Origin of the sequence: Serratia sp. EWG9 (genome assembly GCF_019913725.1) — a bacterium.
Lineage (GTDB): Bacteria > Pseudomonadota > Gammaproteobacteria > Enterobacterales > Enterobacteriaceae > Serratia > Serratia ureilytica.
In genome coordinates this window covers 514,392-532,114 of the sequence record NZ_JADNRO010000001.1, presented here as the reverse complement: position 1 = coordinate 532,114, position 17,723 = coordinate 514,392, and the positions used below count along the sequence as shown (strand labels likewise).

Genomic DNA, 17,723 nt, shown 5'->3' with positions numbered 1-17,723 from the left:
GGCCGACCGGCCCTTTTTTTACGACTGGGCCGCCGCGGCGCTTTCCGCCACGAAAGAGCCGGTTTTCACCGCGCCGGCGCGGCGGTAGTGAGCCACAATGACGCCGCCGGGCGAGACCACCGAGTGGGTCAGCGTGAAGGCCGCCGGCGCCGCGTTGTCATCGAACAGCCGCTTGCCGCCGCCGAGCAGCACCGGGTAGGTGAGCAAGCGCAGTTCATCCACCAGATCGTTGGCCAGCAGCTGTTGCATCAGCGTGCTGCTGCCCTGCACCAGCAGCACCGGCCCCTGGGTGCGCTTCAGCTCGCGCAGCCGGGCGAGGATGTCTTGCCCCAGCCACTGGCTGTTCTCCCACGTCAGCGTCTCGCCGTGGTGGGTGGCGACGTACTTGGCCGCCTGATTGAACGTGCGGGCGATATCGGCGGAAAACGGGTCGGCCTCGTCGGTGATATGCGGCCAGTAGCCGGCGAAGATATCGTAGGTGCGCCGCCCGAGCAGCAGATCGAAAGGCGCAGAGAAAAGTTCGCCCATCGTTTCTGCGACGGCGTCATCCCAATAGGGGGCGGTCCAGCCGCCGAAGCGAAAGCCGCCGCTGCGGTCTTCGTCCTGCCCGCCGGGCGCCTGCATAACGCCGTCGAGGCTGACGAACGCGCTGGCAATAATCTGTCGCATGGCTGTCTCCTGCAATTGAGTGCCAGCTGAAAGTTTAGCCGCCGCGCGCCGGCTGCGCCAACCGGCCGCTCAGGGTTGCAGCGCCTTGAGCAACGCCTGATGGAAGCGCGCCGGCTCCTCCATTTGCGGCGCATGGCCCAGCCCGGCGAATTCGATCAGCGTGGCGTGCGGGATCAGTTTCGCCGCCTGCTTGCCCAGCACCGCGTAGTGCCCGATCTTGGCCTTGACCGCCGGCGGGGCGATATCGCTGCCGATGGCGGTGGTGTCGGCGGTGCCGATCATCAGCGTGGTGGGCGTTTGCAGATCCTTGAACTCGTAATACACCGGCTGGGTGAAGATCATGTCGTAGATCAGCGCCGAGTTCCACGCCACCAGGCGGTGGCCCGGCCCGTTGTTCAGCCCGGTCAGCATATCCACCCAGCGATCGTACTCCGGCTTCCAGCGGCCGCCGTAGTAGGTGCGCTGCTCATAGTTGCGGATGCCCTCGGCGGTGGTGTTCAGCTCGCGCTCGAACCACCGATCGACGCTGCGCCACGGCACGCCTTTCGCCTTCCAGTCCTCAAGGCCGATCGGGTTGACCATCACCAGCCGTTCCACCGCCTGCGGATACATCAGGCTGTAGCGCGTGGCCAGCATGCCGCCGGTGGAGTGGCCGATGACGATGGCCTTGCTGATGTTCAGATTCTGCAGCAGGCCGTGGGTATTTTGCGCCAGCTGTTGGAAGCTGTACTGGTAATGCGCCGGCTTGGTGGAGGAGCAAAAACCGATTTGATCGGGCGCGATGACGCGGTAACCGGCCTTGCTCAGCGCCTTGATGGTGTCCTGCCAGGTGGCGGCGCAGAAGTTTTTACCGTGCAGCAGCAGCGCGGTGCGGCCGTTGGCGGCGCCTTCCGGCGGCACGTCCATATAGCCCATTTTTAACGGCTGCCCCTGCGAGGTGAAGCTGAATTGTTGCAACGGGTAGGGGTAGTGAAAGCCCTGCAGCTCCGGGCCGAATTTCGGCGTTTCGGCGGCGCCGGCGGTGAACGCGGCCAACGTGGCGCACAACAGCGCGCGGCGGGTTAATCTCAGCATCCTGATCTCCTGAAAAGGGCGATAGCCGAGTATAGCCACAATCGGCGCGCTGGCGCGCCAGTGGTTTCAGATAATTCTGTAATATTACGGTTTGATTCCCGGCAAGATTCCGACAACGGTCTTTTTCACAGTGAACGGGGTCACGCCGTGCAACATTCGCAGTATCTGATGGTTTTATTTCAAGGCTAAGTTATGCGATGCTTAAGCATTATTTATGCAAAAGGATCCTCGCATGTCCGCTTTATCCCGCTGCGCTTTCAGCGAAGGCAGCGTCGCTTTGCCGGAAGGCTATGCCGATCGCACCGTCAACGTGCTGTTGGCCGGCGATGATGTTTCCCCCTCAGTCAATATTTCCCGCGATGCGCTGCAGCCGGCGGAGAACCTGGAAAGCTACGTCACTCGCCAGCTTGATGCGCTGGCGCAGGGGCTGAAAGGTTGGGCGTTCAAAAGCCGCGAGCCGGCGTCGCTGGGCGATGGGCTGGCCGCCGGTGAGTGGGTGCGCGCCAGCTACCTGCGCGACGGCAAACGCATCTGGCAGAACCAGGCGGTGTTCGCGCTGGCGGAAGGCCGGGTGCTGGTGTTCACCCTGGCGATGGCGCGCAAGCTGACGCCGCAAGACGACGCGCTGCTGCAGCAGGTGCTGAACAGCTACCGGGCGGCCTAACGATGAACTTTTTGCGTAAAAGGAACTTACGATGACCGAAGCGGCCCGCGTCGGCGATACCATCGGGCATTCCCATGCCCTGGCCGGCATGATTGCCGGCACCCTTGTCGGCGGCCTGATCGCCGCCGCAGGCGCATTGGCGGCGGGTGCGCTGTTCGTCGCCGGCCTGGCGGCTTCCTGTATCGGCGTCGGCGTGCTGCTCATCGGCGCCAGCCTGGCGGTGGGGTATCTCACCGGGGAGGCGGCCACCGCGGCGCGCGACGGCATTGCCGACGCCGGTGCCGGTAGCCTGACCCCCAAAGGCAATATCGTCACCGGCTCCCCCAACGTCTTCATCAACGGCAAACCCGCCGCGCTCGCCACCAACAGCCAGGTGGCCTGCAGCGACGACGGCCCGAGCATGCAGATGGCGCAGGGCTCCGACAAGGTCAGCATCAACGGCCAGCCCGCCTCGCGCGTGGGGGACAAAACCAACTGCGACGCGCAGGTGATGGAAGGTTCGCCCAACGTGTTTATCGGCGGCGGCACCGTCACCACCTTGCCGATCAAGCCCGAAGTGCCGGATTGGCTGTATAAGGTCTCCGATCTGACGCTGCTGTTCGCCGGGCTGGTGGGCGGCGTGGGCGGCGCCGCCGGCAAGCTGGGGGCGCTCGGCAAACTGCTGGGCAAACTGCCCGGCATCAACAAACTGGCGCGCATCGCCTGCCGAGCCGGCACCCTGATGACCGCGACCGCCGCCGTCGGCATTATCGCCCGGCCGGTGGATATCGTCAGCGGCCAGAAATTCCTCGACGGCGAAGACGATCTCGATTTCGTGCTGCCATCGCGCCTGCCGGTCGCCTGGCAGCGCTATTGGCGCAGCGGTAACCCCGGCGACGGCGTGCTGGGCCGCGGCTGGAACCTGTTCTGGGAGAGCAGCCTGCAGCCGTATCAGGACGGCCTGGTGTGGCGCGCGCCTTCCGGCGACTTCGTCGCTTTCCCCAGGGTGCCGCGCGGCCACAAAACCTATTGCGAAGCCGAAAAATGCTGGCTGATGCACAACGACGACGGCAGCTGGCAGCTGTTTGACGTCGGCGAACAGATTTTCCACTATCCGCCGCTGGCGGGCGATCGGCCGAGCCGGCTCAGCATGATCACCGACGCCATCGGCAACGCCACCTCGCTGTTCTACGACGACGAGGGGCTGCTGAATGAACTGGTGGACAGCGCCGGGCAGCGCCTGATGTGCCGCTATGCGCAGGGCCGCCTGTGCGAAGTGGCGCTGCAAACCGCCGAAGGCGAACGGACGCTGGCGCGCTACGGTTACGATGAGCAGGGCCAACTGACGACGGTGAGCAACCGCGCCGGTGAGGTGACGCGCCGCTTTGGCTGGCGCGACGGCCTGATGATCAGCCACCAGGACGCCGCCGGGCTGCTGAACGAATACCAATGGCAAGAGATCGACGGCGTGCCGCGCGTGACGGCCTATCGCAACAGCGCCGGAGAATCCCTTGAGTTCGGCTATGACTTCGCCGGCGGGCGCCGCAGCGCGGTGCGCGGCGACGGCAAGCGCGCGGAGTGGCGGCTGGATGACGACGACAACGTGGCGCAGTACACCGATTTCGACCAGCGCCGCTACGGTTTTATCTACCAACGCGGCGAGCTGTGCAGCGTGCTGCTGCCCGGCGGCGCGCAGCGCCAGAGCGAATGGGATCCTTATGGCCGCCTGCTGTCGGAGACCGATCCGCTCGGCCGCGTGACGCGCTATCAATATTCGCGCAACAGCGGCCGGCTGTTCGCCGTCGCGTACCCGGACGGCAGCAGCGAGGCGCAGCACTGGGACACGCTGGGGCGCCCGACGCGTTATGTCGATGCCCTGGGCAATACCACGCTGTACCGCTATCCGGATGACGAAGAGAGCCTGCCGGCTAGTGTGATCGACGCGCTGGGCGGGGAAGTGAAGCTGGAGTGGGACGCCCGCGGCCAGCTGACGCGCTACACCGACTGTTCCGGCAGCATCACGGCTTATACCTACGATGCGCTGGGGCAACTGACGGCGCAGACCGATGCCGAAGGCCACCAGACGCGCTACCTATGGGATAACGGTGGGCGCCTGCACACCCTGATCCACCCGGACGGCGGCGAAGAGCGCTTTAACTGGAATGCACACGGCCAGCTGGCCGAACATCAGGACGCGCTGGGCAGCCTGACCCGCTGGCAGTACAACGCCCTGGGGCTACCGGTCAGCATCACCGATCGCATCAACCGCACCCGGCGCTATCACTACAGCCCGCAGGGCTGGCTGACGCGGCTGGAGAACGGCAACGGCGGAGACTACCGCTTCAGCTACGATGCGGTGGGCCGCGTGCTGACCGAAGAGCGCCCGGACGACACCCGCCACTATTATCGTTACGGCGCGGCCGGGCTGCTGGAGGAGCACCGCGAGGTTGGCCTGCCGGGCAGCACGGGCGAGCTGACGCAGCGCGAACAGCGCTTCCGCTTCGACGAGGCCGGGCAGCTGGTCTGGCGCGGCAACGCCAGCGCGGAATGGCATTACCGCTTCGACACCATGGGGCGGCTGCGCGAGCTGAACCGCCTGCCGACGGCGAGCGGCGCAGCGCTGGGCATCGAGCCGGACAGCGTACAGATGCGCTATGACGCCGCCGGGCGGCTGCTCGGCGAGCAGGGCGTGAACGGCGAGCTGCAATACCAATGGGATGCGCTGGCCAACCTGCAGGCGCTGACGCTGCCGCAGGGCGATCGCCTGCAGTGGCTGTATTACGGCTCCGGCCACGCCAGCGCCATTAAATTCAACCAGCAGGTGGTGAGCGAATTCACCCGCGATCGCCTGCACCGGGAAACCGGCCGCAGTCAGGGCGCGCTGCAGCAGCAGCGGCGTTACGACGCCATGGGCCGCCGCAGCTGGCAGAGCAGCGCCTTTGGCCACGACAAACTGACCCGGCCGGAAGACGGCGTGCTGTGGCGCGCTTATCGCTACACCGGCCGCGGCGAGCTGGCCGGGGTGAGCGACGCGCTGCGCGGCGAAGTGCACTACGGTTACGACGCCGAGGGTCGCCTGCTGCAACACCGCGAACCCAATCAGGGCAAACCGGGCGCGCGGCTGGTGTACGATCTGGCGGATAACCTGCTGGGCGAACGCAGCCCGCAGAGCGACATCGACGCGCACCTGCCGCTGGCGCCGATCGCCGATAACCGCCTGACGCACTGGCAAAAACTGTTTTACCGTTACGACGCCTGGGGCAACCTGATCAGCCGGCGCAACGGTCTGTACGAACAGCACTACCGCTACGACGCCGACAATCGGCTGGTGCAGGCGCACGGCCGCGGCCCGCAGGGCGAGTTCGAGGCGCAGTACCATTACGATGTGCTGGGCCGCCGCAGCCGCAAAACGGTGCGCTACAAAGGCAAAACCGAACAGACGACCCGTTTCCTGTGGCAGGGCTACCGGTTGCTGCAGGAGCAGCGCGACGACGGCAGCCGCCGCAGCTGGAGCTACGATCCGGCCAGCCCGTGGAGCCCGCTGGCGGCGCTGGAGCTGGCGGGCGACAGCCGCTCGGCGGATATTTACTGGTACCACACCGATCTGAACAGCGCGCCGCTGGAGGTGACCGACGCGGCGGGCAACCTGTGCTGGTCCGGGCAATACGACACCTTCGGCAAGCTGCAGGGCCAGACGGTGGCCGGCGCGGCGAAGCGGCAGGGCGCGCAATATCAGCAGCCGCTGCGCTACGCCGGGCAATATCAGGACGACGAAAGCGGCCTGCACTACAACCTGTTCCGCTACTACGAACCCGAGGTGGGGCGTTTCACCACGCAGGATCCGATAGGGCTGCGCGGCGGGTTGAACCTGTATCAGTATGCGCCGAACCCGCTGATGTGGGTGGATCCGTTTGGGTTGAGTATAGAATGGGTTAATCCATCAGATATCAATTTCTCACAGAGAACAATATCTGCAAATGATTATGCCGAGATCATGAAAAAAGGAGAATGGGATTGGGGGCGTTCTCCTCTAAATGTATTAGAGGTTGATGGCCAATTAGTCACATATGATAATAGAAGGTTAGATGCTGCTTTGGAAGCAGGTGTAGAAAAAGTTGCTGTTCAACGTGTTGACCCTAATGCTGTTCATCCTTCATCTACGACAGGGAAAACATGGCAGCAAAAATTCCAAGAGCGTTTCAAAGACCGCAGAAATGTTAAAGCTGGCGGTGTGGTTCCGGATAAAGGGCTCAATAGCCGACCTAAGAGGTGTCCATAAAAAATGAAGAATGTAATTACTGAACTGTGGGAAGCTGGTGAATTACCGATTAAAAATGCTCTGTATTTTTCAGATGGTAGAGCTGAGTTGATCGATATCATATCCTACCCCACGCCTAAAGTATCTAAATCGGGACGTTTCGATTTTTGTGAGTTCTATGAAAAAAATAAAGATGAGATTACTACAATTGATGTAATAAAAAAAATTAATTTGAGTTGTGGTGGATACTTATGCTTAGGGGAGGGGAGTTATGGCTCAGAAGGTTTTATCGCTTATTTGGATCGCGAAGAAAAACTAGTTTGGGTTATTTACTCGGAAAACTCCAACCCCTTCGTTTCTGCAACCATATTACGTGATTCAACGGTTGCTATAGATTCAAGTGCTGGATTTCGACTGAAGGTCAATGTGCTAAAACCTGAGGAAATGGTGATAGTTTGATTGCTGAGTGTGCAGGAATTGAATGAGGAAATAAAGAACATGGAGGGTTGTCATGAGGTTCTTTATCTGTGATGACGGTTATCCATCTATAGAAGCTAATGGTGATTTTAGGATACTGATTGACTTTTTAAAGGATGATATCCAGAGAAGTATCTATGGTGTCAATGAGTTTACTGAGGCCTGTAAGCTTGTAAGATCTGGGGTTCTGCCATTTTGGGAGGGGACGGGGAACTCTCATACTATAACTATTAAACCTAACGGTGTGGAGATTTTTAATGAGTACACCGAGGAGTCTATGATTGTTTCGAGTATAGATGAGTTTGAGGAGTGCCTTGAACAATGGAAGAGTCTGTTTTTTAATATGGGTGATTTTACAAATGAAACTAAATAAAGAGAATGAGAGAATAGTTCTATCTGGCCATGAAGCGATAGATATATTATCTGAGATAGAGTTTATTTTGATATCATTGCGGAACATTGCACGGCATTATTATACCGATGCAAGTGGGGAAGTAAGTCAGAAGGTGAGAAATGCATATTGTGAGGAAACTACGCAGTTTATTGATAAAAATAATGTTACTGGCCGCTTATCAAAAATAAGAGGGGTTATTTCTGAAAGGTTTAGTCATGAATTAGGGATGGATAGCATGGATGATATAGAAAGGGAAATGGAGAAAATAATTTATTGGGAGAAACCCGTTGACGAATGATGTTTAAATCTATTTGAGAAAATACTTTATGAAATTTATTGATGACAATATAATTAATGAGTGGGTTTCCCAGCATTATGCTACGATTAACCTTTCTCTATCTATGGTACTATTTGATAAATTATCCGCTCTACCTTGGGTCGCTGGGCATCTGGATTTTTCAAAATTAAATCACAGATTGATAAGTGCGCAGGAGATACTGGATAACGACTATGAAAATCAATATGTTAGAATGAATGAGTGGTTGAAAGGTAGTACATTTGAAAAGTGTTCACACGTATTGTTTTGGTATGGAAAGGTTAACCCTTGTGTGATCTGTGAAACTAGCTTTGGGTTGAGTAACATTGATACTGCATATTGGGGTGTTCCTGGTTGGAACTACATGTTTAGCTGTGATTTTGAAAATAATGACGTTAAATTGAATTGTGATAATATTTTATCCTTTGATGGAGCTAATCAGTTGGTATTATTAATGCAATAATTTCAACAGAAAAAATCTTTAAAATTAACCTCCGCTAGCTGAACTCACTTTCAGTGAGAGATAATTACTGAGCCTCATTAGGGCAAGCCGAATAGGCAGATAAAACCACTCCCTCCAACCTGTCCCCCCCAAACTAAATACCCAATGTGCCGTTAATCAGGGTGCAGCACTGCCCGCCGATCCAGGGCTCGCCGTCAATAAAGCGCACGCTCACGCGGCCATCTCGCTTCAGTTGGGTGCCCTGGCGCACCAGGTAGCCCTGCGCGGTCCAATCGCCGTCGGGGAAGCGGTTGGCTTTCAGCAAGCGCGCCAGGCAGGCGTTGGCGCTGCCCGTTACCGGATCTTCGATCAAGGCGCCGCATTCCACCATAAATGCGCGCATTTCGTAATCGGCCGGTTCGGCCGCAGAACAGGCGCCATAAATCACTACGCCATCCACATCACAGGCGGTTTGCAACCGTTCGATCATGGCCTGATCCGGCATCACCGCCAGGCAAGATTGCGCATCCGGCAGGCGTATCATCAGCCAGCGGATGCCCATGTCGACAATAACCGGCAGGGTATCGGCTTCAATCACCGCCGGCTGTAAAGCGGCCATCAGCCGTTCTGTTTCCTCAACCGCCATCGCGCGAAAACTGACTTCGGGCGCGGCGAACGCCAATGCGCCTTCCGGCAGGATATTGATTGCCACCAGGCCGACGCCGCATTCCTGCATCACCGTTCCGGGGCGTTTAGGCGCCAATCCGGCTTCCAGCAGGGCGTGTGCGGTGCCCAGCGTCGGGTGGCCGGCGAAGGGCAGCTCCTTTTCGGTAGTGAAGATGCGCACCTTATAATCCGCCGCCGGGTGCGTCGGTTTAAGCACAAAGGTGGTTTCCGAAAGGTTGGTCCAACGGGCCAATGCCAGCATCTGCGCGTCGTTCAGCCCTTCGGCTTCCAGCACCACCGCCACAGGATTGCCGAGCAGCGGCGTGGCGGTGAAAACGTCCACCTGTTTGTAGGCGCGGGGTGTCACATCATCGCTTCTGAGCATTGGCCATCATCCGTTATCAACAAAACCTGATGATAACGATATTCGCCAATGGCTTCAAAGGGTTGAATTTTGTTTTGGCATACCTGCCCGTCGCCACCTCAGCCCCGGCTTGGCGAACATCACCAGGTTGCCCAGCAGAATCAGGCACAGCCCCAGCACGGCGTTGAAGTGCCACTGGTAGCCTTCGTAGATCGTCGAGATGGTCAGCGCCACCAGCGGGAACAGCAGGGTGCTGTAAGCCGCCGCGCCGGCGCCGATGCGGCCGAGCAGGCTGAAGTAGGCGGCGAAGGCGATCACCGATCCGAAGACAGCCAGGTACAGCAGGGAGCCGATATAGCGGCTGCTGAATTCGATCTGGAACGATGCGCCCTGCGCCAGGGCGATCAGCGCCATCAGCATCGCGCCGTAGGTCATGGCGTAGGTGTTGGTGGAAAAGATATCCAGCCCGCGGCGCTGATGACGCGTGCTGATCATATTGCCCAGCGAGAAGCCGTAGGTGCCGAGCGCGCTCAGACCGATGCCTTTGAGCAGCTCCGGCGCCATGCGGGTGGCGGCCAGATCTTGCCAGAACAGCGCCACGATGCCGGTCAACCCCAGCAGCGCCGCCGGCAGCAGGTTGGGGCTGGGGCGCTGGCGGAAAAACAGCAGGCTGTTGAGGGCATTGAACAGCACCGCCATCGAGAAGATCACCGATTCCAGCCCGCTGCTGATATAAGCCGCCGCGTGGTAAAAGCAGAAGAAGTTGAAACCGAACACGCAGCAGCCCTGCAACACGCAGAACAAATGATCGCGCGGGGCGATGCGGCGCAGGCGGCGCGTTAGCAACAGCACGGCGAACATCACCGCGGCGGAAATGGCGAAGCGGTAAGCGATCGAGACGGGAATAGCCACCGGGCCTTCTTGTTGCAGGGTGATCGCAATCCAGGTGGTGCCCCAAATCAGCACCACGGCGAGGTACAACAGCGCATTCATTCTATTCACTCCGAAAAAGCCGATGGCGCAGTATCCGCTTTGGCGTGCGGCCGCGCTTGCAGCGCCTTGCGCCCAGTTGCATATTCTTGCGCTTTTTTTGCCAAAAGCGCGGGGCGGCCGCTGGCATGCCGAGGCGCCACTCTTTACACTGTCGGCATGTCGAACAACGGGGCCGGCGATGTCCAACTATCAGGCGTTTGAAACACTGCGTGAGCATAAAGCGCGGTTGCACGGCAGCGTGCTGCTGGGCACCGGCGTGGAGCTGGCCGCCTGGTCCAACTGCAACGATCGCGTCACGCAGGAGAGCGCCGACCACCATACCCTGAGCCTGTACGTCGCCGACGGCTATGAGTGTTACCAGCAGGTGCCGGGCGGCTGGCGCAACGGCGGCGGGCCGGATCGGTTCTGCATCATGCCGCGCCAGTATGCATCTACCTGGGATGTGCGCAGCGATCTGTCGTTCGTGCATCTGTATTGCACCGACGGGCATTTGCGCCGGCTGGCGGAGCAAACCTGGGATCGCAGCCCGGCGGCGATCAACGTAGAGCCGCGCAGCTTTGGCGAAGATCCGCAAATTACGCTGCTGTATCGCCAGTTTTTGCTTAACTGCGACTGGCGGGACAGCGCCAATCTGCTGGCGCTCAGCAGCGCGTCGAACCTGCTGATGTCGCACCTGATCCAACGCTACAGCCAGCTGCAGTGGACGCTGCCGCAGGCGCGCGGCGGCCTGGCCCCCGCGGTAGCCAGGCGGGTGCGGGAATATATCGCAAGCCATCTCGATCGGCCGCTGCTGCTGGCCGATCTGGCGGCGCAGGCCGGATTGAGCGAGTACCACTTCGCCCGCATGTTCAAGCACGCCACCGGCCTGGCGCCGCACCAGTTCGTGATGCGCGCGCGGCTGCAACGGGCGGAACAGCTATTGCGGCATAGCCAACAGCCGATCACCGAGATCGCGCTGGCGTGCGGCTTCAGCTCCGCCAGCCATTTCAGCAACCGCTTCAAGGCGGCCTATGGATTTGCTCCGCTGCAGGTGCGGCAGGGGCGCTAACCGGAAGGGAGTGCAAGCATGGATCAACAATTTGCGGGCCTGGGCGTGTTGTTCGTCGCCGGATTCGGGCCGATCACGCGTGAGAGCGACGCGAGCAAGGCGTTTTATGTCGAGGCGCTGGGGCTGCCGCTCAAGCCGATGCCGGGCAACGAGAGCTATCTGCTGGCCGAGCAGGGCGCGCTGGACGGGGTGAAACACTTCGCCCTGTGGCCGCTGGCGCAGGCGGCGCAGTCCTGTTTTGGCGACGAGCGCTGGCCGGCGGATCTCGCGGCGCCGCAGGCGTGGATCGAATTTGACGTGGCCGACATGGCGATAGCCACCCAAGGGCTAATCGATCGCGGTTATCGGCTGCTGGTCGCCAACCGTGAAGAGCCGTGGGGGCAAAGCGTTACCCGGTTGCTCAGCCCAGAAGGATTGCTGGTTGGCGTCACCTATACGCCCTGGCTGCGTTAAACGCCGCGCCGTTCGCCGCCGTTTCCCTGCGGCGGGCGGCTTAAGAACAAATTCGCATTAGCTTAAAGCTATCTGCGCTATAGACCTACCGAATCCCCGAGCTATCCCTCATCCTGAAAACAGTAATCCCGTTCATTGCGTAAAAACCAAGGGTCAGAACGCGCTATTGCCACGCCATTTCACGGCGATTTTTCACCCTCTTTTGGCGTCGTCAGGTGCCTGATGGGAATAGAGATTATTCTTATATTTCCGCTAACCGTTAAGAAATAATAATGATTCTCGTTTTCAACCACGGAAAGGAGAAGGAACGATGAAAACAGTGAAGCGAACGGGTATCGCGCTGGCGATAGCCCTGACTTTCCCCCTGGCATTGCCTGCCGCTACGGCGGCGCAAACCTCCCTGACAAACAGTAAGGCGGCGACGATGACGGAAAAACACGGGCAATTTATTGCGGTTGGTAAAGTGGTGCAGGTGACCTTTGGCGATTTCGCCTTCAAGCTGGATTTTACCGATGACAAGACCATGACCTTCACCGGCATCGGCGAGGCGTCGCAGGGCATCACCGATACCGTGCAGTACACCGCGGTGGAAATTCGGCCGAAGGTCTACATGGTCTACTGGCATGAGCCGCAGTCCGGCGACAACGTGACGCATATCGAGGACTTCGAGCGCGGCGAGGTGTACACCAACATCGCCGCCAAGGACGGCAGCTTCACCCATCTGAAAGGGCAGCTGAAAATTGTAGGTCACTCAGGAAACTAAGGAGCAGTTATGAAAAAGGCATTGATCACCTGTGCGATCGTCGGCGGCCTGCTGGCGAGTTACCCGGCGCTGTCAACGGATCAGGCGGCGTCTTACAAATCGGCCGGCAAGGGCGGTTATCATCATGCTCAGCAAAAGCTGAAGGTGGTGGAAGATCTGTACGCGGGCTTCTTCAACCGCCATGACATCGGCGTGGCGCGGAAGCTGATTGTGGAAAACTACAAGCAGCATAACCCGTTCGTCGGCGACGGCATCAAGCCGTTCCTCGATTTCTTCAGCCAGACCTTCAAAGACAACCCGCAGTACAGCGCTAAAATATACCGCAGCGCGGTCAACGGCGATCTGGTCTACGTTCACGTCAAATATCAAAATAACCCGCAGGATCGCGGCACCGCCAGCGTGGATATTTATCGGGTTAACGATCAGGGGAAAATCACCGAGCATTGGGACGTCAATCAGGATGTGCCGGAAAAATCGGCCAACGACAACACCATGTTCTGATGCAAAAGGGCCGCTGCGGCGGCCCTCTACGCGCCTGCAACACTTTATTTACTTACATAAATACCAAACGTTCATCGCGTCGAGTAGGCTACGGCCGCCTTTGGCAGTGGCGGCACGGTTGATGGGCGTCATTGTCCCGCCACTGCTTGAGGCGCTTCCCTCGCATTCCCCGCTATCCCGCGCGTTTAGGCTGCACTTTTTTGAACTGATGGCGCAGCTGCAGCGCATTGAACAGCACCAATACCGCCGTCACGGCGAACACCCAACGGAACCCCATCATCGCCGAAATGCCCGAACCCAGCAGCGGGCCGACCACGTTGCCCAGATACATAAATGACTGGTTATAGCCGAAGATGCGCCCGGTCACCTGATCGGAGGAATACTTCAGCAGCAGCGCCTGCACCGCCGGCATCAGCGCGCCATCGGCGAAGCCCAGCAGAAAACGCAGAATGCCCAGCTGCAGCGGCGTATTCACCCAGGCCATCACGGCGAACAGGCCGGTGGTGAACAGCAGCGCGGCGATCAGAATGCGCGCGGTACCGATGCGATCGCCGAGCCGCCCGAGGCGCGGCGCGGAGATCAGCGCCGCGATGCCGGGCACGGCGGCGATCATGCCGCTGACGAAGGCGATATTGCTGACGTTGCCCGACAGTTCGCGAATGAACAGCGTCAGGATCGGGCTGATGGAGGAGTTGGCCAGCTGGATCATCAGGGTGCAAACGAACAGGGTGACGATCAGCGCCGGATAGGGCAGCGACCGGAATACCGCCTTGCCGCTCAGCTGATCCGCTTTTTTCACCGTGATGCGTCGCTCTTTAATCAGGAACAGCGTCACCAGGAAGCTGACGAACATCAGCCCGGAAGTGACGAAAAACACCACCCGCAGCCCCAGATGGTCGGCCATCAGCCCGCCCAGCAGCGGCCCGGCGATCACGCCGGAGATCTGTCCGGTCGAGAGCGTGCCCAGCGCCCAGCCGCTTTTATCGCGCGGCGCCTGCGAGGCGACCAGCGCCATGGCGTTGGGAATATAGCCGGACGTCAGCCCCATCAGGGCGCGCAGCGCGAACAGCTGCCATACGTTGGTGGCCAGCCCCTGCAGCGCGATGACGATCGCCATGCCCAGCGAAGCGCGCAGCAGCATCAGCTTACGGCCCTTACGGTCGGCCAGGCTGCCCCACAGCGGCGACACCACCGCCGAGACCAAAAAGGTGCCGCTGAATACCAGCCCGGACCACAGGCTGAGGGATTGATGATCGCTGACGCCGAGTTGTTCGACGTACAGCGGCAGAAAAGGGAGGATTTGGCTCATCGCCAGCCCGGTGAAGAAACACCCGAGCCAGACCGAGATCAGATTGACTTTCCACGCTTCCATCGGCTTATCGTACCACGTTGAATGAGGAGGGATTTGTTAAGCAAAACAATAATAACACTGCAAATTAGTCGGCGAGGGGGCAAATGCGTGAGCAAACGTAACCCTGCCGGCTGCAGTGTCTTTTTGCTATATATTAATAGCTATATTATCATAGATAAATGGGTTAAGCCAGAAGCGCGCGGTGGCCGAATGGGGCGCCATTGACTGCGCGATCCGGCGATGTGAAAGTAGGGACAAACTGGACGTTATCGACTGATGCCAATGAAAAAAGATCATCCTGAAGACGTGACGCTGCTGCGCACGCAGTTAATGTCGCTGGTGCGCCGCATGCGGCGCGAGTCGCGCAGCGACGAAAAATCCTGGGCCCAGCTGATGCTGTTGGGGGCTATCGATCGCCATGGCGGCGAGGCGACGCCGTCGTTGCTGGCGGAGTCGGAGCGTATGCGCTCCTCAAACCTGGCGGCCGCGTTGCGCGAGCTGGAAGCCGATGGGCTGCTGGTGCGCACACCGGATGCCGAAGACAAACGCCGGGTGCGGGTGCGGCTGACGTCCGCCGGGCTGGGTTTGCTGCAGCAAAGCCGCGCCCGACGCGAGGCGTGGTTGCTGGCGGCGATGGAAAGCTGTCTGTCCGAGCGGGAGCAGGCGCTGTTGCTCGAAGCGGGGGCGCTGATGGCGCGGCTGGCGGCGGCGCCGTCTGCGGAAGCGGACTGATTGCAGGGGCGGCCTGAGTTGCCCCCCAGCGGCGAGATTACGGCATCGGCCAATCGACCGGCATGGTGCTGACCACGTCCACGTAGCGATCCCAGGCCGATGACCAGAATTGGGCGAAGGCTTCGAGGGTGAAGTGAATGCCCATCAGGCCCATCACGAACCAGCAGGCGGTAAACAGGCCCAGGCTGCTGAACATGAACGCCATGCCATTGCGGCTGGTTTTACGGCAAACGACGTTTAACTGGCTGGCGAAGAACATCATCACGGCGCTCAGCAACTCCCAGCGCATCATGATTAAACCGGTGGCAATGGTACTCATCGAACTCGATCCTATGTAACAAAAAGCCGCATCCGGCAGGGCGCCGACAGGAAAATGCGGAGGAGAATAACGGTAATAGTGTGATATAGATCACATTGTAGCATTGAGAGGAACGGCGGCTCAATGGGGCGCGCGGTGAAAAAATCGCCGCCGGTAACATTCCAATATGCTGAAACAGTTATGCCATTTCATTAGCAACCTTTTCATGGGGCATCGCGCCCGATAACGCTATGCTTGCCGGCTTTTCAGTTCCCTGATTTTGCGGGGAAATGTGACGCAAAAGGTACCGGCTCCGCATGGCCCTGTTAAAAGAAAAAATTCGCGACCACTCCGCGGAAGAGATGCTGTTTATCCGCCGGGCGGCCGTGGCGCTGGCGCTGGTGGTGGTCTGTTTCGGCGCGCTGGTCGTCAACCTCTACCGGCTGCAAATTCGCCAGCACGGCTTTTACCAGACGCGCTCCAACCAGAATGACATCAAGATGTTGCCGATCGCCCCGAGCCGCGGGCTGATCTTCGATCGCAACGGCATTCCGCTGGTACGAAACGTGACACTGTATCGCATCGAGATCACGCCCAGCAAAATCACCGACATGGCCGCGCTGCTGCAGGCGTTGACGCCGATCGTCGATCTGACGCCGGAAGATATCAGCGCGTTTCGCGACGACATGCACCACAACAGCCGCTACAAGCCGATAACGCTAAAAGCGGGGCTGAACGACACCGAGGTGGCGCGTTTCGCCGTCAATCAATACCGTTTCGACGGGGTGACTATCGATACCTATCAGCAGCGCGAATATCCTTACGGCGCGCAGCTGGCGCACGTGCTGGGTTACGTGTCGAAGATCAACGACAGCGATCTCAAGCGCCTGGACAAGGCCGGGTTGAGCGAGAACTATGCCGCCGATCGCAACATCGGCAAACAGGGCATCGAGGCCTATTACGAGTCCGAGCTGCACGGCACCACCGGCTATCAGGAGGTGGAGGTGGATAACCACGGGCGGGTGATCCGCTTGCTGAAGGAGCAGCCGCCGCAGGCCGGCAAAAACATCTACCTGACGCTGGATCTGCCGCTGCAGCAGTACATCGAATCGGTGCTGAAGGGGCAACGCGCCGCGGTGGTGGTGGAAGATCCGCGCGACGGCGGCATTCTGGCGATGGTCTCCAGCCCCAGTTACGATCCCAATCCCTTCGTCAAAGGCATCGGCTATCAGGCCTATAAGGCGCTGCTCCGCAACCCGGATTTGCCGCTCATCAACCGCGTCACCCAGGGGCTGTACCCGCCGGCGTCGACGGTGAAGCCCTACATGGCGGTTTCGGCGCTGTTTGCCGGGGTGATCACGCCCACCACCACCTTTTTCGGCGCGCCGACCTGGACGCTGCCCGGCACCGAGCGGCGCTATCGCGACTGGCTGAAGACCGGTCACGGCATGCTCAACGTCACCAAAGCGATAGAAGAGTCCGCCGATACCTTCTTTTATCAGGTGGCGTATGAGATGGGCATCGATCGCATTCACCATTGGCTGAGCCAGTTTGGTTACGGCCAGTCGACCGGCATCGATCTTAACGAAGAGTACCGCGGCGTGCTGCCAAGCCGCGACTGGAAGCTGAGGGTGCACAAAAAAGTCTGGTATCAGGGGGATACGGTATCGGTCGGCATCGGTCAGGGATATTGGGTGGCGACGCCTATTCAGATGGTGAAAGCGCTGACTACGTTGATCAACAACGGTAAGGTGAAAACGCCGCACCTGCTGTATTCGCTGCAGCAGGGCAACCGGGTCACGCGTTATCAGCCGCCGACGCAGGCGCTGCAGATTGGCGATCCCCGTTCGCCTTACTGGGGCATTGTGCGCAACGGCATGTATGGCATGGCCAACCTGCCGAACGGCACCGGATACAAGCTGTTCCATACCGCGCCGTACCAGATTGCCGCTAAATCCGGCACCTCGCAGGTGTTCAGCCTGAAGCAAAACCAGACTTACAACGCCAAAATGATTCCGGTGCGGCTGCGCGATCATATCTTTTATACGCTGTTCGCCCCCTACAAAAACCCCCGGGTGGCGATGGCGCTGATTCTGGAAAACGGCGGCGGCGACGGCGTGGTGGCGGGGCCGACCGCGCGCGCGATCCTCGACCACATTTTCGATCCGGCCAACGCGCCCCAGCCCGGCGACGCGGCGCAAACTAAACCTCAGTTAAACGACAGTGCGGATGTGCAACGGTGATGCGGTTTGTTTTTACTTTCTTACAAACTGCAATCTCC

General features: G+C 59.5%; 18 protein-coding genes. 12 read left to right on the top strand and 6 right to left on the bottom strand.

All coding sequences use genetic code 11. From position 1 onward, the window contains the following. Positions 1 to 18: 18 nt before the first annotated feature. Positions 19 to 669, bottom strand: coding sequence for a dihydrofolate reductase family protein (locus ITX55_RS02475; RefSeq protein WP_042784450.1), 651 nt, complete (start codon positions 667 to 669; stop codon positions 19 to 21). A gap of 69 nt (positions 670 to 738) precedes the next feature. Continuing rightward, entirely contained in the window at positions 739 to 1,743 is a 1,005-nt protein-coding gene (locus ITX55_RS02470) for an alpha/beta fold hydrolase (protein WP_223084782.1), read from the bottom strand. Between the two features lie 232 nt (positions 1,744 to 1,975). Here ITX55_RS02470 and ITX55_RS02465 point away from each other — a divergent pair, with 232 nt between their 5' ends. The 6 genes from ITX55_RS02465 to ITX55_RS02440 are packed head-to-tail and all read left to right on the top strand — an operon-like array spanning position 1,976 to position 8,294. Continuing rightward, a complete protein-coding gene (locus ITX55_RS02465; protein WP_033643010.1) occupies positions 1,976 to 2,407 on the top strand; it encodes a DcrB-related protein in 432 nt (143 codons plus the stop codon). Between the two features lie 31 nt (positions 2,408 to 2,438). Continuing rightward, a complete protein-coding gene (locus tag ITX55_RS02460) occupies positions 2,439 to 6,665 on the top strand; it encodes an RHS repeat-associated core domain-containing protein (RefSeq protein ID WP_255612167.1) in 4,227 nt (1,408 codons plus the stop codon). A 3-nt stretch (positions 6,666 to 6,668) separates the two neighbouring features. Beyond that, positions 6,669 to 7,103, top strand: a complete 435-nt coding sequence (locus ITX55_RS02455) for a hypothetical protein (RefSeq protein WP_072008285.1) — start codon at positions 6,669 to 6,671, stop codon at positions 7,101 to 7,103. A gap of 52 nt (positions 7,104 to 7,155) precedes the next feature. Continuing rightward, positions 7,156 to 7,494, top strand: a complete 339-nt coding sequence (locus tag ITX55_RS02450; RefSeq protein WP_108680690.1) for a hypothetical protein — start codon at positions 7,156 to 7,158, stop codon at positions 7,492 to 7,494. Further along, complete coding sequence (locus ITX55_RS02445) at positions 7,481 to 7,813, top strand: hypothetical protein (RefSeq protein ID WP_108680692.1); 333 nt, start codon at positions 7,481 to 7,483, stop codon at positions 7,811 to 7,813. The genes ITX55_RS02450 and ITX55_RS02445 overlap by 14 nt, the downstream gene beginning before the upstream one ends. 28 nt (positions 7,814 to 7,841) lie before the next feature. Further along, the gene (locus tag ITX55_RS02440; protein ID WP_159085276.1) at positions 7,842 to 8,294 is read left to right on the top strand and encodes a hypothetical protein; all 453 of its coding nucleotides are present in this window, start codon (positions 7,842 to 7,844) and stop codon (positions 8,292 to 8,294) included. Positions 8,295 to 8,427: 133 nt separating this feature from the next. On the opposite strand, the gene ITX55_RS02435 is transcribed toward ITX55_RS02440, so the two are convergent. Both ITX55_RS02435 and ITX55_RS02430 read right to left on the bottom strand, forming a co-directional pair. Beyond that, on the bottom strand, positions 8,428 to 9,324 hold the full coding sequence (locus ITX55_RS02435) for a PhzF family phenazine biosynthesis protein (protein ID WP_108680694.1): 897 nt from the start codon (positions 9,322 to 9,324) through the stop codon (positions 8,428 to 8,430). A gap of 54 nt (positions 9,325 to 9,378) precedes the next feature. Beyond that, positions 9,379 to 10,296 (bottom strand): DMT family transporter, encoded by a 918-nt coding sequence (locus ITX55_RS02430; protein WP_108680696.1) that lies wholly within the window; start codon positions 10,294 to 10,296, stop codon positions 9,379 to 9,381. A gap of 178 nt (positions 10,297 to 10,474) precedes the next feature. Here ITX55_RS02430 and ITX55_RS02425 point away from each other — a divergent pair, with 178 nt between their 5' ends. From ITX55_RS02425 to ITX55_RS02410, 4 genes are all read left to right on the top strand, one after another. Further along, positions 10,475 to 11,344 (top strand): helix-turn-helix domain-containing protein, encoded by an 870-nt coding sequence (locus ITX55_RS02425; RefSeq protein ID WP_033650446.1) that lies wholly within the window; start codon positions 10,475 to 10,477, stop codon positions 11,342 to 11,344. Positions 11,345 to 11,362: 18 nt separating this feature from the next. Beyond that, positions 11,363 to 11,797, top strand: coding sequence for a glyoxalase/bleomycin resistance/dioxygenase family protein (locus tag ITX55_RS02420; RefSeq protein ID WP_047026144.1), 435 nt, complete (start codon positions 11,363 to 11,365; stop codon positions 11,795 to 11,797). A gap of 310 nt (positions 11,798 to 12,107) precedes the next feature. Then, the gene (locus tag ITX55_RS02415; RefSeq protein ID WP_099783007.1) at positions 12,108 to 12,560 is read left to right on the top strand and encodes a MoaF N-terminal domain-containing protein; all 453 of its coding nucleotides are present in this window, start codon (positions 12,108 to 12,110) and stop codon (positions 12,558 to 12,560) included. Positions 12,561 to 12,569: 9 nt separating this feature from the next. Then, a complete protein-coding gene (locus ITX55_RS02410; RefSeq protein ID WP_033643018.1) occupies positions 12,570 to 13,061 on the top strand; it encodes a nuclear transport factor 2 family protein in 492 nt (163 codons plus the stop codon). Positions 13,062 to 13,233: 172 nt separating this feature from the next. On the opposite strand, the gene ITX55_RS02405 is transcribed toward ITX55_RS02410, so the two are convergent. Further along, a complete protein-coding gene (locus tag ITX55_RS02405) occupies positions 13,234 to 14,433 on the bottom strand; it encodes a multidrug efflux MFS transporter (protein ID WP_033650443.1) in 1,200 nt (399 codons plus the stop codon). 255 nt (positions 14,434 to 14,688) lie between these two features. Between ITX55_RS02405 and ITX55_RS02400 the strand changes: the two genes are divergently transcribed. Then, entirely contained in the window at positions 14,689 to 15,144 is a 456-nt protein-coding gene (locus ITX55_RS02400) for a MarR family winged helix-turn-helix transcriptional regulator (RefSeq protein ID WP_223524949.1), read from the top strand. Between the two features lie 37 nt (positions 15,145 to 15,181). Here ITX55_RS02400 and ITX55_RS02395 read toward each other — a convergent pair whose 3' ends face one another. Next, complete coding sequence (locus tag ITX55_RS02395) at positions 15,182 to 15,463, bottom strand: YjcB family protein (RefSeq protein WP_046898399.1); 282 nt, start codon at positions 15,461 to 15,463, stop codon at positions 15,182 to 15,184. A 296-nt stretch (positions 15,464 to 15,759) separates the two neighbouring features. On the opposite strand from ITX55_RS02395, the gene mrdA reads away from it, so the two are divergent. Beyond that, positions 15,760 to 17,685 (top strand): penicillin-binding protein 2, encoded by a 1,926-nt coding sequence (mrdA, locus tag ITX55_RS02390; RefSeq protein WP_033650441.1) that lies wholly within the window; start codon positions 15,760 to 15,762, stop codon positions 17,683 to 17,685. Positions 17,686 to 17,723: the final 38 nt, after the last annotated feature.

Excerpts from the sequence above, each read along its gene's own strand:
- ITX55_RS02475 (WP_042784450.1), bottom strand. The coding sequence starts at position 669 with ATGCGACAGATTATTGCCAGCGCGTTCGTCAGCCTCGACGGCGTTATG.
- ITX55_RS02470 (WP_223084782.1), bottom strand. The coding sequence starts at position 1,743 with ATGCTGAGATTAACCCGCCGCGCGCTGTTGTGCGCCACGTTGGCCGCG.
- ITX55_RS02465 (WP_033643010.1), top strand. The coding sequence starts at position 1,976 with ATGTCCGCTTTATCCCGCTGCGCTTTCAGCGAAGGCAGCGTCGCTTTG.
- ITX55_RS02460 (WP_255612167.1), top strand. The coding sequence starts at position 2,439 with ATGACCGAAGCGGCCCGCGTCGGCGATACCATCGGGCATTCCCATGCC.
- ITX55_RS02455 (WP_072008285.1), top strand. The coding sequence starts at position 6,669 with ATGAAGAATGTAATTACTGAACTGTGGGAAGCTGGTGAATTACCGATT.
- ITX55_RS02450 (WP_108680690.1), top strand. The coding sequence starts at position 7,156 with ATGAGGTTCTTTATCTGTGATGACGGTTATCCATCTATAGAAGCTAAT.
- ITX55_RS02445 (WP_108680692.1), top strand. The coding sequence starts at position 7,481 with ATGAAACTAAATAAAGAGAATGAGAGAATAGTTCTATCTGGCCATGAA.
- ITX55_RS02440 (WP_159085276.1), top strand. The coding sequence starts at position 7,842 with ATGAAATTTATTGATGACAATATAATTAATGAGTGGGTTTCCCAGCAT.
- ITX55_RS02435 (WP_108680694.1), bottom strand. The coding sequence starts at position 9,324 with ATGCTCAGAAGCGATGATGTGACACCCCGCGCCTACAAACAGGTGGAC.
- ITX55_RS02430 (WP_108680696.1), bottom strand. The coding sequence starts at position 10,296 with ATGAATGCGCTGTTGTACCTCGCCGTGGTGCTGATTTGGGGCACCACC.
- ITX55_RS02425 (WP_033650446.1), top strand. The coding sequence starts at position 10,475 with ATGTCCAACTATCAGGCGTTTGAAACACTGCGTGAGCATAAAGCGCGG.
- ITX55_RS02420 (WP_047026144.1), top strand. The coding sequence starts at position 11,363 with ATGGATCAACAATTTGCGGGCCTGGGCGTGTTGTTCGTCGCCGGATTC.
- ITX55_RS02415 (WP_099783007.1), top strand. The coding sequence starts at position 12,108 with ATGAAAACAGTGAAGCGAACGGGTATCGCGCTGGCGATAGCCCTGACT.
- ITX55_RS02410 (WP_033643018.1), top strand. The coding sequence starts at position 12,570 with ATGAAAAAGGCATTGATCACCTGTGCGATCGTCGGCGGCCTGCTGGCG.
- ITX55_RS02405 (WP_033650443.1), bottom strand. The coding sequence starts at position 14,433 with ATGGAAGCGTGGAAAGTCAATCTGATCTCGGTCTGGCTCGGGTGTTTC.
- ITX55_RS02400 (WP_223524949.1), top strand. The coding sequence starts at position 14,689 with ATGCCAATGAAAAAAGATCATCCTGAAGACGTGACGCTGCTGCGCACG.
- ITX55_RS02395 (WP_046898399.1), bottom strand. The coding sequence starts at position 15,463 with ATGAGTACCATTGCCACCGGTTTAATCATGATGCGCTGGGAGTTGCTG.
- mrdA (WP_033650441.1), top strand. The coding sequence starts at position 15,760 with ATGGCCCTGTTAAAAGAAAAAATTCGCGACCACTCCGCGGAAGAGATG.